The sequence below is a fragment of the Chryseobacterium sp. HNCC26DJ240 genome (assembly GCF_057180485.1).
This window is the reverse complement of record NZ_JBXUGK010000002.1, coordinates 173,363-189,296: the sequence shown is the minus strand read 5'-3', so window position 1 is coordinate 189,296 and position 15,934 is coordinate 173,363. Positions and strand designations below refer to the sequence as shown.

Here is a 15,934-nt window from a genome sequence, read left to right as displayed (position 1 = left end):
TATGAGAAAAATAATTTTACTATGCAGCGTTATAATTTCAACTTGTGCATTTGCACAGGCAGAAACCAAAACTGAAACAACTGTTATAAAAAAGAAGTATGCTGAGTATGTCCTTCCGGAAGATGTTGTGAAATCAGATAAAGGATTTTATTCAATAGATAAAACTGTACAAATAAATGATGGAAAGAGTCAACTTGTAGATGTGAAATTTTCAGTTGGTTTTAAAGATTATGAACCGTCAGCTAGTGATTTGGGTAAGATCAATATCAATACAGATCAAACATTATGGTTAGCTAAATTCAATTTGAAAAACAAAGCTTCATTCCGTCCATTCGATATCTTAGTTTCAAAAAATGCAAAATCTTGGACAATCTTCTTGAAGTACACAGCTGATAATGATTTAGGGATTGAAAAAGAGGGCTTGAAAGTTTACAAATATGATTTAACAGGTAAAGAAATTAAATAAGATATGTTTGAAACTGATAAAAATATGATTGCAGCAATTGATCTTCTGAAAAATTCCGGTGAGATCTCTTTCAAGCAAGTTGCTTATGATGTTATAAAATGGGAAAAGTCGCGGATAAGCAAATTGAAAAATCAAAATCAAGAAAATTACAAGCAAGCTTATCACTTTTCAGCAGAAGATATTCGTGTGTTCTGTGAATACTTTAAAATTAATGTAAACTATATTTTTGGATTTGAAGCAAATTTATACCGTGTACAAAGTAAAGTAGAAAAATAGGACGGTAATTGTCGCGGTAACTTTAACAATGAAAATTAATAAAAGATAAAATTAGAATATTACTTAAATAGTTGATTATTAAATCATTTTCTTTCTGACGGCATTATGAGTTCCTCTTTGGTAAGGAAGAGGTCACGGGTTCAAGTCCCGTAGTTGGCTCCAGCAAATCCCGATTATGTCGGGATTTTTTTGTTTCTTGAAGGTTTGTAACTGTTTTTTTTCTGATAGTGTTCAGACATTTTATTTACTTTTAATTTGAATCTACATCCATTTTAAAAAGTTTCATGAGTTTATTTTAGTAGTAATAGACTTGTCCGGCTTGTTTGTCATTCCGCAGGAATCTCAGCACAATGAAATAAGCGGTTTAGATTCCTACGGAAATCGAAGATTCGACGTAGTCAATGACAAAACTAGTGTGAAATAAGCTTTAAGATAAAAATGGACTTTCATTAAAATCTGTAGTAGAAAAAAAAAACTTAAATCATTTCTGAAGATTTATAAAAACTTAATCATAATTAAAATTTAATTAAACCTTCCTCTCCAATACCATTTTCAATACACATCAAAATTTTTTTTTCTACTTTAGTAAAAAATTAGTTCCTGATGAATATTCTTTTACTGGAAGACGACCTTATTCTTTCCGCAGAATTGTGTAAATTTTTAGAATCCAATCAAATTACCTGCTCAAAGGTTTTTGATGGCGAAACTTTTTTGAGAGAAATTAAAAATAATTCCTACGACCTCTATCTTTTAGACATCAATGTTCCAAAAATGAACGGTCTCGATGTCTGCCAGACTTTAAGAACTTTTGATAAAACCACGCCGATCATTATCCTGTCGGCGTACGGAGATCTTTCAGATAAAAAAGATGCGTTCACGAGACTTGCGGATGATTATTTGGTAAAACCTTTTCAGTTTGAAGAACTATTATTGAGAATCAACTCTCTTCTTCGCAGAAAAACGCAGTCCGAAAATATAGAATTAGATGTCATAAGAGTTGATGACCTCATCATCAATAAAACCGAACAGAAAGTCTTCAGATCCGGAAACGAAATTGCGCTGACTTTAAAAGAATTCCAATTGCTGGTTTATCTTGCCGAAGCACAGGGAAGAACGGTTTCAAAACAGCAGATTACAGAACACGTCTGGGAACATAATTTTAATACCAATACCAACACAGTTGAAGTATACATCAACTTTTTGAGGAAGAAACTAGATAAAGATTTTCCTGTAAAACTGATTCACACAAGATCCGGTTTCGGATATTACTTAAGTCCATTATAAAATGTCTTTAAAACGGAAAATCGCTTTAACGTTAAGTATTACCTTTTCGATTCTACTGGGGATTGTAATGGTAATTATTTATATTTTATTCAATGATTTCAGACGTGATGAATTTAAGCAGAGATTTGTGCAGAGACTTGAATTTACTTCGCACTTTATTTTAAAATCTAAAGATTTCGAAGAAGAAGCTCCTGTATTTTTTAATGAAAACTCAGACAATGTACTTCTCAATGAAAAGATTCTCATATTTAATGCCAATAAAGAACTGATCTATTCTACAATTAAAGATCAAAAGGTAACGTGGGATCCTAAACTTCTATCAGAACTCGACAATAAAAAATCGGTCTACACAGAAAAATCCACTCCTGAAATTTACGCTGCAAAAAGAGCGATCAACGGAGAGAATTATTACATTCTTACCAGCGCAAACGATACGACCGGTAAATCTAAACTTGCCTATCTTAAATATCTTTTAATTACGGCATACATTACAAGCACTCTTCTCATCGGCTTCTTCAGCTATTATTTTATGGGAAAATTCCTTCATCCGCTTGAGCAGCTCAATCAGGAAGTATCAGAGATCACGGCTCATAAGCTGAATACTCAGCTTCCTGTAAAAGATGCTAAAGACGAAATCAGCATTCTCGCTCACTCCTTCAACACCATGATCATAAGACTGAATGATGTTTTTCAGTCTCAAAAAGACTTTACGGCAAGTGCTTCTCACGAAATCCGAACTCCGATTACACGAATGGCTTTCCAAATTGAAAACCTCATCAAACTTGAAGAGCACTCTCCTACTACGCTTTCGGCACTTCAGCAGATGCTCAGAGATGTTTATGTACTTTCAGATCTTACCAATTCACTGCTTTTACTGACGAAATTTGACAAAGAAAATATACAGACCATTTACGAAGAAGTACGTATTGATGAAGTGATATTCGAATCTTTTGACCGTGTAAAGAAAAGTTTCCCCAAACTGAAAATGGATTTCAATATTGCTGAAACCTCGCACGAAGATGCATTACTTACCATTAATGGCGTGCAGTCTTTGTTGATTATTGTATTTATCAATCTTTTGAAAAATGCAGCCATCTATTCAGAAACAGAAGAAGTGAATATTTTACTGACCGAAAATGAAAACGGGATTGTCGTTGATGTAGACTCATTTGGACAAACCATTCCGGAAAAAGAGCGGACAAGGCTTTTTGAGGCATTTACCCGTGGCAATAATTCTCAAAATATTTCCGGTTCCGGACTGGGATTAAGAATTGTAAAAAGAATTCTGGAATACCACGGAGCCGACATTTTGTATTCTTCTCCCGCAGAAAATTTAAATCAATTCAGTATTATTTTCAATAAATGATTTCTCCTGATTTCATGCGGATTCGGAACGCCCAGAAATTTCATGCGCATGAATGAATCAATTCATGCGGATGAATTAACCAACTCATGCTGATAAACTGACCAAATCATGCGCATCAATTCTTAAACTATCTTTTCAGCTACAACAACACGACTTTTGGCTACATCGTTTTTCTTTCAGCTGCAGAACTTTGCAATATCAAAAAGAAAGACAAAATGGAACTTAAAAACAGCACCGTTCTCATCACCGGCGGAACCAGCGGAATAGGCCTGGAACTCGTAAAACAATTAACAGAGCAAGGCGCAAACATCATCGTCACCGGACGAAATACCGAAGCTTTGTACAATGCAAAATCGATATTCCCAAACATTCATACCTTTCAAAGTGATGTAAGCAAGCCGAAAGACATCAAAGATCTGTACGATACAGTTACTACACTGTTTCCGGATTTGAATATCATTATCAACAACGCAGGTTTAATGCGTCTTATTGATTTGCAGGACAAAAGTCCCGACCTCGAAAATATCAATCTTGAGATTACTACCAATCTTTCCGGAACCGTTCAGATGGTTCATCAGTTTCTGCCGCATTTGCTTAAAAAGAAATCAGCAGCCATTGTAAATGTATCTTCAGGCATTGCTTTTATGTCCTATTCTTCTGCTCCTATTTACAGCGCAACAAAAGCAGGCGTACGTGCTTACACACAGGCTTTGAGACTGCAGCTGGAGAACACCAACATTAAAGTTTTTGAGATGATTCCACCCGGAGTCAATACCAATCTTCAGAATGAATGGGCAGTAAAACCCAACCCGAGAATGATGATGGATGTTGATAAAATGGTAAATGTCGTAATTAAGGGAATGCTGAAAAACAAAAAAGAACTGAAACCTCCAATGATTGGAATCATCAAACTGGCAACGAGGCTTTTTCCCAATGCGATGCTGAATTTCGGACATCGTGAATTTAAAAAAATCAAAAATCTTAAAAATTAAATATAATGAGAAAACCGTTTTTTTTTATGATGATGATTTTAGTATCATCTCTATCATTTGCACAAAAGCTCTCAGCAGATAAGATTACCGGAAAATGGGAAAGTATTGATGGCGAGGTGAAGCTGAAATTTGAAATCTTTATGCAAAACGGAAAATATTTCGGGAAACTTCTTTGGGCATCAAATATGTTTGAAGCTGACGGAAAAACTCCAAAAAAAGATTTAAAAAATCCTGATGCAAAATTAAGAAACCGTTCCCGTCAAAATATGATCAACATCACCAATCTTACATTCGAAGACGGTGAATATACCGGCGGAAAGCTATACAATCCTACTGATGGAAATTCTTACAGTCTGAAAGCAAAACTTACCGATTTAAACAATCTTCAGTTCAGAGGATACATGGGAGTTTCGCTGCTTGGGAAAACAATGAAGTTTAAAAGAATACCATGACATTAAAAAAATTTCAGATGAGCAATAATGAAAAACTGGCAAAACATTGGGCTTTACTATCTCAGATGATGCCTCCGGTAGGAATATTTCTGTATTTCAGACACAGAAATTCTTTTCCACAGAAAGCAAAAGGAGCTTTAAAGTCAGCGATGATAGGAATTCCCGTCGGATTGGCAGTCAATTATTTATTTTTTAAATTTATCTTTAAATAAAAATACAATGATAAAAAGTATAATTTCTTTGATCTTACTCATCATTTCAGTCATTCTCAATTTTAAACATGGCTGGGAAAGTCTTAATTACAAAAACAATCCGCAGTCTCTCAAAATGATGAACGAGCTGGGAATCAGTGCAGCTTACATTCCTGTTCTCGGTGTCTCTATCATTCTTATTGCAGTTTTGCTGATGATTCCAAAAACTTTTTTTCTCGGAAACGTGCTTAACGCAATGTCGATCTTGTTAATAATGGCTTTGGCGGTGAATACAGGTAATTTTAAAATGGTTTTAATGGAAATTCCTTTTCTGATGATTCCATTGATTATGATTTGGCTGAAATATCCTTTTAAAAACTGATCTTATGTATTCAAAACCCATCCGTTTTAAAACCATTACAGAAGCACACCGTGCATTTGGCTTACCAAGCCCTGAACATCCGTTGATCAGTGTTTTGAATTATGCTGATTTAAATGTTCCGACAAGCAATGAGGAAATAACAGCAACATTCGATTTCTATTATATTTCGCTGAAAAAAGGATTTACCAACAAGCTTTTTTATGGTCAGCAGACTTATGATTTTGATGAAGGAATGCTGTACTTTGTTGGTCCGAATCAGGTTTTAAGAGGAGCAGGACCGGAACCGGATGACGACCTTTCCGGCTGGGTTTTGCTTATTCATCCCGACTTTCTTTGGGGAACTTCTCTGGCAAAGACGATCAAGAAATATGAATTTTTCGGTTATTCTGTGAATGAAGCGTTATTCCTTTCAGATAAAGAAAAAAATATTCTGAACGGGATCGTGGCAATCATTCAAAACGAATATCAGTCGAATATCGATAAATTCAGTCAGGATATTATGATTTCACATCTGGAAACACTCCTTAATTATTCTGAAAGGTTTTACCAGAGGCAGTTTCTTACCAGAAAAAAAAGCAGTCATAAAATTCTGGAGCAAATGGAAGAATTTCTCAAGAATTATTTTAATGATGAAGATCTGGTAACGAAAGGTTTACCAAGTGTACAGCTTATCGCAGATTCCCTTCACATTTCGGTAAAATATCTGGGAAGTCTTTTGAAACAGTTAACAGGTCAGACCACTCAACAGCACATTCACGAAAAACTGATTGAAAAAGCCAAAGAAAAGCTTTCCACTACTGAATTATCGGTAAGTGAGATTGCTTACGAGCTTAGTTTTGAACATTCACAAAGCTTCAGCAAATTGTTTAAAATGAAAACCAGTCAAAGTCCGTTACAATTCAGAGCGGCTTTTAATTAGCTTTTCAGATCTTGTACAACAGATCAAAATTCACAATATCGTTACATAATATACAGACTTCCGAAGATATTTGACGGAAGTTTTTTTCTGAAAATCACAATTTAATTTTTTTTTAAGCCTCCTTTAAGTTCCTTTTAATCGGGTAGCCGCACTTTTGTCATCAAAATAATGATAATGAACAAATTTGCAGGGCTGTTGATTGTTGTCTCGTCTTTCCTGACAGCACAGCAGCAAATGTCGCTTCAGGATTGCGAAAATGCCTTTCAGCAGAATAATCTTCAGCTGCTAGCTGAGCAGTACAGCATCAGCATGGCAGATGCCGATATTCTGCAGGCGAAAATTTGGGAGCTTCCGCAAATGAGCGGCTACATCAATGCCTATAACCCCGAGGATAAAAGATTTCTGGATGCAGGAAGAGCCAAAGGCTTTGAGGTAACGCAGCTGATCTACATGGGGGGAAAAAAGAAAAATGAAATCGCATTTGCAAAATCCAATAAAGAACTGGCACAACTGCAGTTTTCACAGCTTTTGGTGGAACTGAGAACACAGCTTCACACCAATTACTACAATCTGTATTACGAAAAACTCAAGCTTGAAAACATAGACAAGCAGCTGGGTTACATGAATGATCTTCTGAAAGCATACAAGGTGCAGTCTGCCAAAGGAAATGTATCCCTGAAAGATGAAGTGAGACTTCAGAGCATCGTCATTCAGCTGAAAAATGACAAAGTAGGCATCAACAAAAATCTTCTGGAATTTGAGCAGAATCTGAAAGTGCTCACGGGAATTACAGAAAATATCGAACCCGAAATCTCCGCAGACGAGGCAAAACAGCTTCTGAAAGAGCAACCTTTAGGCGACAGCGAAGATTTAAAAAGAAAAGCTTTGGAAAACAATGCAGATTATCTCTTCATCCTGAAGATGATTGATAATTCCAAACTTTATGCGCAGTGGCAGAAATCCCTGAATGTTCCCGATCTGAACGTCGGTGCAGAGTACGATCAGGCATCAGGAACTTTTAATAACGAAATAAACCTGAAGGTAGGAATTCCGATTCCTTTGTGGAAAAGCAACCGCGGGAACGTGGCCAGAGCAAAATTTGCCATCAGCCAGAATGAGAAAAACGCAGCATTTCAGAAACTGAATCTGGAAACAAAAGTGGAATCTGCTTTTCAGATCTGGAAAACACAGTTTGAACAGTTATCGGAAATCAGAACTGCCGATCTCAACAATCTTGATCTGGTGTACGAAGGAATGCTTAAGAATTTCAGAAACGGAAACGTCAGCCTCATCGAATTCACCGATTTTATGGAAAGCTACCGCCAGACCGCCTTACAGATCTACGACATGAAAAATGAGCTGATGGAATCTGCCATCAGACTCAATCAATTGGTACAAACTAAAATCTTCTATTAAACAATACAATGAAAAAATTAATCATACCCCTGTTTTCAGCTTTGCTTTTATGGTCCTGCTCCAAGCCCGAAGCTCCAAAAAACACCGAGCCTAAAGGTTTTGAACTGAGCAATACCATGCTTGAATCTATTTCTACAGCAAAAGTGGAAAGCAGAAATATAGAGGATTTTTACAGTTTTTACGGCAAAATTTCCGCCGACAGAAACTCATACATCGACGTTTTCCCATTGGTAGGCGGAAATGTAATGAGCGTAAATGTGGAACTGGGAGATTACGTGAGAAAAGGTCAGGTTTTGGCGACCATCAGAAGTACCGAGCTTGCTGAAGTGCAGCGTGATGTAAGTGATGCAAGAACAGATTTGCAGGTAGCAAAAAACAATCTCCGTGTTGCCAGAGAAATGTACGAAGGTAAACTGAATACAGAACGTGATGTTCTGGAAGCGAAGAGCCAGCTTCAGAAAGCAGAAGACCAGATGCAGAGAGCCTCGGCGGTGAGCACCGTGTATAATGTTAAGAACGGCAATATTTACAGCGTTCTCGCACCCATCAGTGGATACATTGTTCACAAAGACATCAACAAAGACATGCAGCTGCGAAGCGACAGAAGCGAGAATATCTTTGATGTCGCCAATACCACTAATGTCTGGGCGATTATGAACATCAACGAAGCTGATATCGATAAAATAAGCCTCGGTATGCCTGCTCAGGTTTCTACCCTTTCTTATCCAGACAAGATTTTCAACGGAAAGATTGATAAGATATTTAAAATCATCGACCCTGAAACCAATGCAATGCAGGCAAGAGTGGTTCTCGACAATGCAAACGGGTTGCTTATTCCTGACAGTAAAGCGACAATAAAAGTTTCGAAATCTGAAAATAAAAATGCACTGTCCATACCTTCGAAAGCAGTCATTTTTGATGATGACAAAAGCTATGTTGTGGTTTTCAAATCAAGAAATGATGTGAAGATAAAAGAAATTCAGGTTTTAAAACAGGTGGGTGAATTCACCTACATTTCTGAAGGTTTAAAGGAGGGTGAAAACGTGATTACCAACAATCAGCTGCTCATCTACCGTTCTCTGAACAATTGATTTCAACAGACCATTGAGGCATTTTACAGTAATTGAGTTTTATAGGTATTTCTCTTTTCATTTAATCATTCTCATAGTTCCGATGCTGCTTATTTAATTTAAATACACCTGTTCTCAATGGTTTGAAATCATTCAGATTTTATCAAACATTTAGTTATTCATTCAATATCTAAAGTCTAACCTTTAATTTCCATCATGAATAAATTCATAAAAAATATAATCTCATTTTCACTTAAAAACAAGGCATTTACCTTTATCTGGGTCGCTGTTTTGGCGGTGGCGGGATTTATCAGTTTTAAAAACATGCCGATTGAGGCTTTCCCTGATGTCACCAATACCCAAATCGTCATCATCACGCAGTGGGACGGAAGAAGTGCCGAGGAAGTTGAACGTTTTGTAACTACACCGATTGAGTTGGCAATGAGTCCGGTTCAGAAAAAAACGAGTGTGAGAAGTACCACGATGTTTGGTCTTTCCATTGTAAAAATTCTTTTTGATGACGGTGTAGACGATATGTTTGCCCGAAATATGGTCAACAATCAGCTTAGAAATATCAGCCTTCCCGAAGGCATCGACCCTGAAGTACAGCCTCCGTACGGACCAACCGGAGAAATTTTCAGGTATACGCTGGAAAGTAAAAAGAAAGATTCCCGTGAACTGCTTACATTGCAGAATTGGGTGATTGACAGAGCACTTCGCGGCGTTCCGGGAGTAGCTGATATCAATGTTTTCGGTGGTCAGGACAAGGTTTTTGAGCTGAGTATCGACCCGAGAGCTTTGGATAAATACAATCTGACGCCGCTGCAGGTTTATGAAGCTGTGACAAAAAGCAATTTAAATGTGGGCGGAGACGTGATCGAAAAAAACGGACAGGCCTACGTGGTTCGTGGAATCGGCTTGGTGCAGTCGACGGATGATATCGCCAACATCACGATTCATAATGACAACGGAAACCCGATTTTGGTTAAAAACGTTGCTGAAGTTCATGAAAGCTCAAGACCAAGAGTTGGACAGGCCGGTCTGAACAATCATGACGACACCGTGGAAGGAATTGTAGTGATGCGAAAAGGCGAGAATCCCCGTGAAGTTTTGGTAGGTGTAAAAGCTAAAATTGCCGAACTGAACGAAAAAATTCTTCCGAAAGATGTAAAAATGGTGACTTTCTACGACCGTGATCATCTGATGGATTTTACCACAGAAACCGTAATGCACAATTTGCTCGAAGGAATCATCCTTGTGACTGTGATTGTTTTAATTTTCATGGCCGACTGGCGAACGACGCTTGCCGTTTCCATCATTATTCCGCTTTCATTGCTGTTTGCTTTCCTTTGTTTAAAGCTTTGCGGGATGAGCGCCAATTTACTGTCACTGGGAGCTGTAGATTTCGGAATTATTATTGACGGAGCCGTGGTGATGGTGGAAGGAATTTTCGTAATGCTTGACCATAAAGCCAAGAAATACGGTCCGGAAAGATTCAACAAAATGGCAAAAGCCGGTTGGATCAAACAGACAGGAACAGGTTTAGGAAAAGCAATTTTCTTTTCAAAGTTAATCATCATCACCTCTCTGATTCCCATCTTTGCCTTTCAGAAAGTAGAAGGCAAAATGTTTTCACCATTAGCGTTTACATTAGGTTTTGCATTAATGGGAGCTCTGATTTTCACCTTAACTTTAGTTCCTGTATTGACTCATTTGCTTTTAAATAAAAATGTAAGAGAAAAGAACAATCCGTTTGTGAATTTCTGGGATAGAATTGTTTTAAAAGGCTTCAGATTTACATTTAAAAACAAGAAAATAAGTTTAATAGTTTCTATTTCAATCGTTGCCGTGACTTTATTTTCAGGGAAATTTTTAGGAACAGAATTTTTACCGCAGTTAAATGAAGGTTCACTTTGGATTACCGCCGAAATGCCGATGAGTTCTTCTTTAAATGAATCTTTAAAAACCGCAGATATTCTGAAGAAAGACATTATGAGCGTACCGGAAGTGACAGATGTTTTGGCTCAAACCGGACGAAGCAACGACGGAACCGACCCGAACGGATTTGGATTTGTGCAGTTTGCCGTCAACCTCAAACCCAAAGATGAATGGACGCGTAAAATCACTTATGACGAATTGATTGAAGACATCGACAAAAAACTGAGCAATTATCAGGGAATCACTTTCAATTATTCCCAGCCGATTTCTGATAACGTTGCTGAGGCCGTTGCCGGATTTAAAGCTGAAAACGGTATTAAAATTTACGGTGACAACCTTCAGACTCTGGATGAACTGGCAGATAAAGTTTTGAAATCGATAAAAGATGTGAACGGCGTTCGCGATGCAGGAATCATTAAAAATATTGGTCAGCCTGAAGTCAATGTGGTTTGGGACAGAAATAAAATGGCTGCTTACGGCGTGATGCCTGAAGACGCGCAAACCGTTCTGGAAATGGCTTTCGGTGGGAAAACGGCTTCAGAAATGTACGACGGTGAAAGAAAATTCCCGATCCGTCTGAGATACTCTCACGAATATAGAAAAGATGAAAACGATATGGCCTCTCTGATGATTCCTACGCAGGACGGAACGATGATTCCCCTGAAAGAAGTGGCAACCATCGAAAAAAATAACGGTGCAGCATTTATTTACAGGGACGATATCAAGCGGTATATCGGGATTAAATTCTCGATTCGTGACCGTGATTTGGGAGGAACAATCGCTGATGCACAAAAAGAAGTAGCTAAAATCGATCTTCCAGAAGGCTACAAAGTGGGCTGGACCGGCCAGTTCGAAAACCAGCAGCGGGCAACGGCGAGATTAACGCAAGTGGTTCCGATCAGTATTTTGGGAATTTTCTTCCTGCTGTTTATTCTTTTCGGAAATATGAAAGATTCATTTTTGGTTTTAGCCAATGTACCTTTTGCCCTGATCGGCGGAATTATCGCACTGCATCTTACAGGAATGAATTTCGGAATTTCTGCCGGAGTCGGAATGATTGCCCTGCTCGGGATCTGTATTCAAAACGGTGTAATTCTGATTACCGAATTCCATCAGAACATAAAAGACGGTTTGGGGCTGGATGACGCCGTTCTGAGCGGTGTAAAATCCCGAACACGACCCGTAATTATGACCGCTTTGATGGCATCCATCGGATTGTTGCCGGCAGCGCTATCTACAGGAATTGGTTCGGAATCTCAGAAACCTTTGGCCATCGTCATCATAGGCGGATTGATAACGGCGACAGTTCTTACTTTACTTATTTTTCCAATTATATTCTGGATTTTTAACCGCAGTAAAAAATCACAGGAAATTATATAATTGTTTTTTAACCTAAAGAAATCTCCCGAAAATTTCGGGAGATTTTGATTTTATGATTCAATTTTGAACCATTAAGGACATTGAGTTGTTAAGAAATTTTTGATGGAGATTTGTTAAGCTTTACGAAGGTAAATCATTAAGTGATGTGCTTAATCAATTCATTGATTCTTAACCAATCTTATTCACTTACAAATCTTAATGGTTTAAAATTCAATTGAATAAGTTTATTTCCCTATAATCGTTTTGATATTTACAAATTCTTTCAACGCGTGTAAAGAAAGTTCGGTTCCGTAACCGGAAGTTTTCGTGCCGCCGAATGGAAAACGGGGATCTGAACTTGTCATTCTGTTGATGTTGACCGTTCCGGATTCTAATCCTTCGATAAAAAACTGCTGTCTCCTTTTGTCATTCGTCCAGACTGAATTAGACAAACCAAACGGAATGTTATTAGCCATTTCAAGGGCTTCATCATCATTTTCAGCAATCATAATCATTCCTAAAGGACCAAATAATTCTTCCTGCAAAATCGGATTGCCTTCTTCCACTCTAATAAGCCCAGGATTAAATTCGTTTTCAGAAATTCTTTCTAACGGAATAATTGCTTCTGCACCATTATCTAAAGCTTTTTGATATTGTTTTTCCAAATCATCAGCCAAATCAGGTCTTGCCATTCCTCCTAATTTTGTTTCCTTTAATTTAGGATCAGCCGGAACATATTTTTTGTATTCTTCAATAAATTTTGGTAGAAAATCGAACTCAATATTTCTCTGGATAATAAATCTTTTCGCAGCGACACAGGTTTGTCCGCAATTCTGAAGTCTTGCCAACGCACCAACTTTCGCTGCTTCATCAAGATCAGCATCATCCAGAACGATAAAAGCATCGCTTCCGCCTAATTCCAATAAAGACTTTTTGATATTTTTTCCGGCGATTGCGGCAACTTCCGCTCCTGCTTTTTCGCTTCCGGTAAGACTTACACCATGAATGGTTTTATGTTCCAAAACTTCCTGAACTTCTTTATGTCCAATCTCAAGATTCTGGAAAACGCCTTCAGGAAAGCCGGCTTCAATAAAAACTTTCTCGATTGCATTTCCACTTCCGAAGCAAATTGAGGCATGTTTTAAAACAACTGTATTTCCCGCCAGAATTGCGGGAGTTGCAAATCGTAAAACCTGCCAGAAGGGAAAATTCCAAGGCATCACACCGAGAATTACACCTTTAGGAACGTAGTGAATTTCTGAAATACTGTATTCGGAATCAATTTTTTCCGGATTTAAAATATTTTCTGCTTCCGCATAATAATTCATCATTAATGCACACTTTTCAACCTCTGCAACAGATTGAGAAATGGGTTTATTCATTTCTTCAGTAATGATTTCGCCAAAAGTTTCAGAGTTTGATTTAAAAATTTCTGCAGCTTTTGCAATGAGTTTCTGCTTTTCTTCAAACGGAACTTTTTTCCATTCCTGAAAAGCTTTGTCAGCTTTTAAAAGCTTGTTTTCTATTAAATTTTCCATGTTAGATTTCCATTTTTAAAGATTCGGTTCAGAATCTTCTGCTTTTGGATAAAGCATTTTTAAGGCAACAAATTTTGTTCCTTATAACTTTTATTATTACTGATAAATTCTATGATTTGTATTTATTAAGGCTAAAACTTTTTATATATTAAATGAAATTAATCTATAAGATTTAGTTCAAAAATTCTCACGCAGATTGCGATAATTGAGCGGATTTTCTATGACTTTAAATCGCTCAATCAGCAATCGAAAATTTCATCAAATCATAAACCATTCATTAGCCAGACCCGCAGCCAGTCTTGCCGTACGTTCCTGAATATCAAAATGCGGATTTACTTCTGCGATATCGAGCGCAACCAGCTTTTTATTTTTCAGAATGTGTCTGTAGATATTCATAAAAGCAGCATCCGCAAAGATACCGTTGTACGCAGCAGCGGAAACTCCCGGAGCAATCGAAGCGTTGAAAACATCCATGCAAATTGTTGCATATAAAACATCCACAGAGTCGACCAGTTCATTGATTCTCTCAAGTACCGACGGAATATTTTCAAAAAATAATTCATCTGCCAGAATGTATTTCATTCCAAACTGATGTGCGGTATCGAATAATTTTAAAGTATTCGAATTTCTCTGTATGCCGATATGAAGAGAATTGATTTCTCCTTCCTGTGCAATTTGCCAAAATCCTGTGCCGGAGCTTGCTCCCACTCCATTTTCAGGTTGTCTGTTATCGAAATGGGCATCAAAATTTATAATTCCAACTTTCTGTTCCTGAAAAGCCGTCTTTACGCCACGGTAATGAGCAAAAGTTACTTCATGACCGCCGCCGATGACCAAAGATTTGCCGCCTTTCAACAATACTTTTGAAACACCTTTCGCCAGCTCGTTCTGCGAATTTTCGAGATTTCCGTCTTCACAGGTAATATTTCCAAAATCCAGCAGTGAAAAATCCGGACGGATCACCGGAAAATTAGACATGTTTTTTCGGATGACATCCGGCGCATCTTTCGCACCCTGTCTTCCTTTATTTCTGCGAACGCCCTCGTCAACGGCGAATCCGTGTAAAACGAAATCATTAGTTGAAACAGAATCGTAATTATGTTCCTCTTTTACTCTCTGAAATATTCTGTGATGCAATAATTCATCACCATCATTCCTTCCCTGCCAAATCATTTTATTAATTTTGATTTACATTATAGCGTTCAAAACTCTGCCAGTATTTATCCTTGTATATTTCGAGTGACATTTTATATTCCGGATGATGTTTAATAATATTTTGCAAAACTTTTGACACTTTTCTGAAATCTTTGCTTGCAAAATAAATCTCTCTTACATTATTGGCACTTTCTCTCCCAATGTAAACGCTTCCACCTTCATTTTTTAGGCTTTGATAAGCATTTTCTTCGATACTGTCCAGCTTTTCATAATCACTGCTTTCCGGCAAGCCGTTGTTTTCATTTCCGTTATATTCAATTTTCAGGGCAGAAATCCAAGGGTAGGATGCTTTGGATTCGTAGTTCAGTGCAGTGGTATTTACTGTGGCAATCAACGGTAATCCGTTATTCAGGATAGCTTCCAAAACCGAATAAGCGTCTTCATCTCCCATATCTTTGAGGTTTTTATATTTTTCAATAAATTCTCTTTCCCTCCACGATAAAAAGTCTTTCAATTTGGAAACAGGAACAAGCTCAGCTTCAGCCTCATCTTTACCAATAACATTAAATGTATCGATTTGCGTTGCAAAATTGAGTTCGCCCAGAAAATTATCCAGAAAAATACAGACTCCGGTTACGCAGTCGTTTTTGTTTTCTTCAGTTAAGCCTTCGTAAACAAAAGTTACATCAATCTCGTCGGGATATCCCTCGATTTCATTAGAATAGAAAAAAATATTATCCTGTGAAAAATCTCTTCCATCCATTTTAATTCCGTGGTCGAGATTCATTTCGGGTTTCAGTGCTGTGAATTTCCAGTGTTCCAGTTTTGGTGCTTCGGCGATAATTTCTTCTGCAAAAACAATATTTTTGATATCTCCATCTGCTGTAATTATTAATTCTGCAACTGCATCATCGCTCATTCCGCACAGAAAATAATAACCTTCATTGAGCTGTTTCAGTTTAGGTGAAATTTCATCAAAAAAATCTTTCTCGATGTTTTTATGATTTTTAATGACTTCATAAAAATCCTTTTCTTTCGTTAAAAACCAATCCCAGAAATCTTTATAATTCCTGATTTCAACTTCCCCGTTTTTCTCTTTCTTTCCGAAAACTTTATTAAAAATTCCCATT

The 15,934-nt window shown here is 37.4% G+C and carries 15 protein-coding genes; 12 read left to right on the top strand and 3 right to left on the bottom strand.

The window, feature by feature from the left end; translation table 11 throughout:
- Position 1 precedes the first annotated feature (1 nt).
- From AC2A1G_RS03945 to AC2A1G_RS03890, 12 genes are all read left to right on the top strand, one after another.
- Positions 2 to 466: a hypothetical protein gene (locus AC2A1G_RS03945; protein ID WP_484045655.1), complete on the top strand. Its 465-nt coding sequence runs from the start codon at positions 2 to 4 to the stop codon at positions 464 to 466.
- A 3-nt stretch (positions 467 to 469) separates the two neighbouring features.
- The gene (locus AC2A1G_RS03940; protein WP_484045654.1) at positions 470 to 742 is read left to right on the top strand and encodes a hypothetical protein; all 273 of its coding nucleotides are present in this window, start codon (positions 470 to 472) and stop codon (positions 740 to 742) included.
- Positions 743 to 1,345: 603 nt separating this feature from the next.
- Positions 1,346 to 2,026 carry a response regulator transcription factor gene (locus tag AC2A1G_RS03935; RefSeq protein ID WP_484045653.1) on the top strand — a complete coding sequence of 227 codons (681 nt, stop codon included), beginning with the start codon at positions 1,346 to 1,348 and terminating at the stop codon, positions 2,024 to 2,026.
- A 1-nt stretch (position 2,027) separates the two neighbouring features.
- Entirely contained in the window at positions 2,028 to 3,392 is a 1,365-nt protein-coding gene (locus AC2A1G_RS03930; RefSeq protein ID WP_484045652.1) for a sensor histidine kinase, read from the top strand.
- A gap of 215 nt (positions 3,393 to 3,607) precedes the next feature.
- Complete coding sequence (locus AC2A1G_RS03925) at positions 3,608 to 4,384, top strand: SDR family oxidoreductase (protein WP_484045651.1); 777 nt, start codon at positions 3,608 to 3,610, stop codon at positions 4,382 to 4,384.
- A 5-nt stretch (positions 4,385 to 4,389) separates the two neighbouring features.
- Positions 4,390 to 4,836 (top strand): DUF2147 domain-containing protein, encoded by a 447-nt coding sequence (locus AC2A1G_RS03920; protein ID WP_484045650.1) that lies wholly within the window; start codon positions 4,390 to 4,392, stop codon positions 4,834 to 4,836.
- Positions 4,833 to 5,048, top strand: a complete 216-nt coding sequence (locus AC2A1G_RS03915) for a hypothetical protein (RefSeq protein WP_484045649.1) — start codon at positions 4,833 to 4,835, stop codon at positions 5,046 to 5,048. Before AC2A1G_RS03920 ends, AC2A1G_RS03915 begins: the two co-directional genes overlap by 4 nt.
- 7 nt (positions 5,049 to 5,055) lie before the next feature.
- Positions 5,056 to 5,409, top strand: a complete 354-nt coding sequence (locus AC2A1G_RS03910) for a hypothetical protein (RefSeq protein ID WP_484045648.1) — start codon at positions 5,056 to 5,058, stop codon at positions 5,407 to 5,409.
- A gap of 4 nt (positions 5,410 to 5,413) precedes the next feature.
- A complete protein-coding gene (locus AC2A1G_RS03905; RefSeq protein WP_484045647.1) occupies positions 5,414 to 6,328 on the top strand; it encodes a helix-turn-helix domain-containing protein in 915 nt (304 codons plus the stop codon).
- A gap of 174 nt (positions 6,329 to 6,502) precedes the next feature.
- Entirely contained in the window at positions 6,503 to 7,744 is a 1,242-nt protein-coding gene (locus tag AC2A1G_RS03900) for a TolC family protein (protein ID WP_484045646.1), read from the top strand.
- A gap of 8 nt (positions 7,745 to 7,752) precedes the next feature.
- Positions 7,753 to 8,835 (top strand): efflux RND transporter periplasmic adaptor subunit, encoded by a 1,083-nt coding sequence (locus AC2A1G_RS03895; RefSeq protein ID WP_262149288.1) that lies wholly within the window; start codon positions 7,753 to 7,755, stop codon positions 8,833 to 8,835.
- A gap of 195 nt (positions 8,836 to 9,030) precedes the next feature.
- Positions 9,031 to 12,132 (top strand): efflux RND transporter permease subunit, encoded by a 3,102-nt coding sequence (locus tag AC2A1G_RS03890; RefSeq protein WP_484045645.1) that lies wholly within the window; start codon positions 9,031 to 9,033, stop codon positions 12,130 to 12,132.
- 224 nt (positions 12,133 to 12,356) lie between these two features.
- On the opposite strand, the gene AC2A1G_RS03885 is transcribed toward AC2A1G_RS03890, so the two are convergent.
- The 3 genes from AC2A1G_RS03885 to AC2A1G_RS03875 all read right to left on the bottom strand — a co-directional run bounded on the left by AC2A1G_RS03885 (position 12,357) and on the right by AC2A1G_RS03875 (position 15,933).
- Positions 12,357 to 13,649, bottom strand: coding sequence for an NAD-dependent succinate-semialdehyde dehydrogenase (locus AC2A1G_RS03885; RefSeq protein ID WP_484045644.1), 1,293 nt, complete (start codon positions 13,647 to 13,649; stop codon positions 12,357 to 12,359).
- A gap of 258 nt (positions 13,650 to 13,907) precedes the next feature.
- Entirely contained in the window at positions 13,908 to 14,822 is a 915-nt protein-coding gene (hutG, locus tag AC2A1G_RS03880) for a formimidoylglutamase (RefSeq protein ID WP_484045643.1), read from the bottom strand.
- Between the two features lie 4 nt (positions 14,823 to 14,826).
- Entirely contained in the window at positions 14,827 to 15,933 is a 1,107-nt protein-coding gene (locus AC2A1G_RS03875; protein ID WP_484045642.1) for a DUF695 domain-containing protein, read from the bottom strand.
- Between the last annotated feature and the right edge of the window lies 1 nt (position 15,934).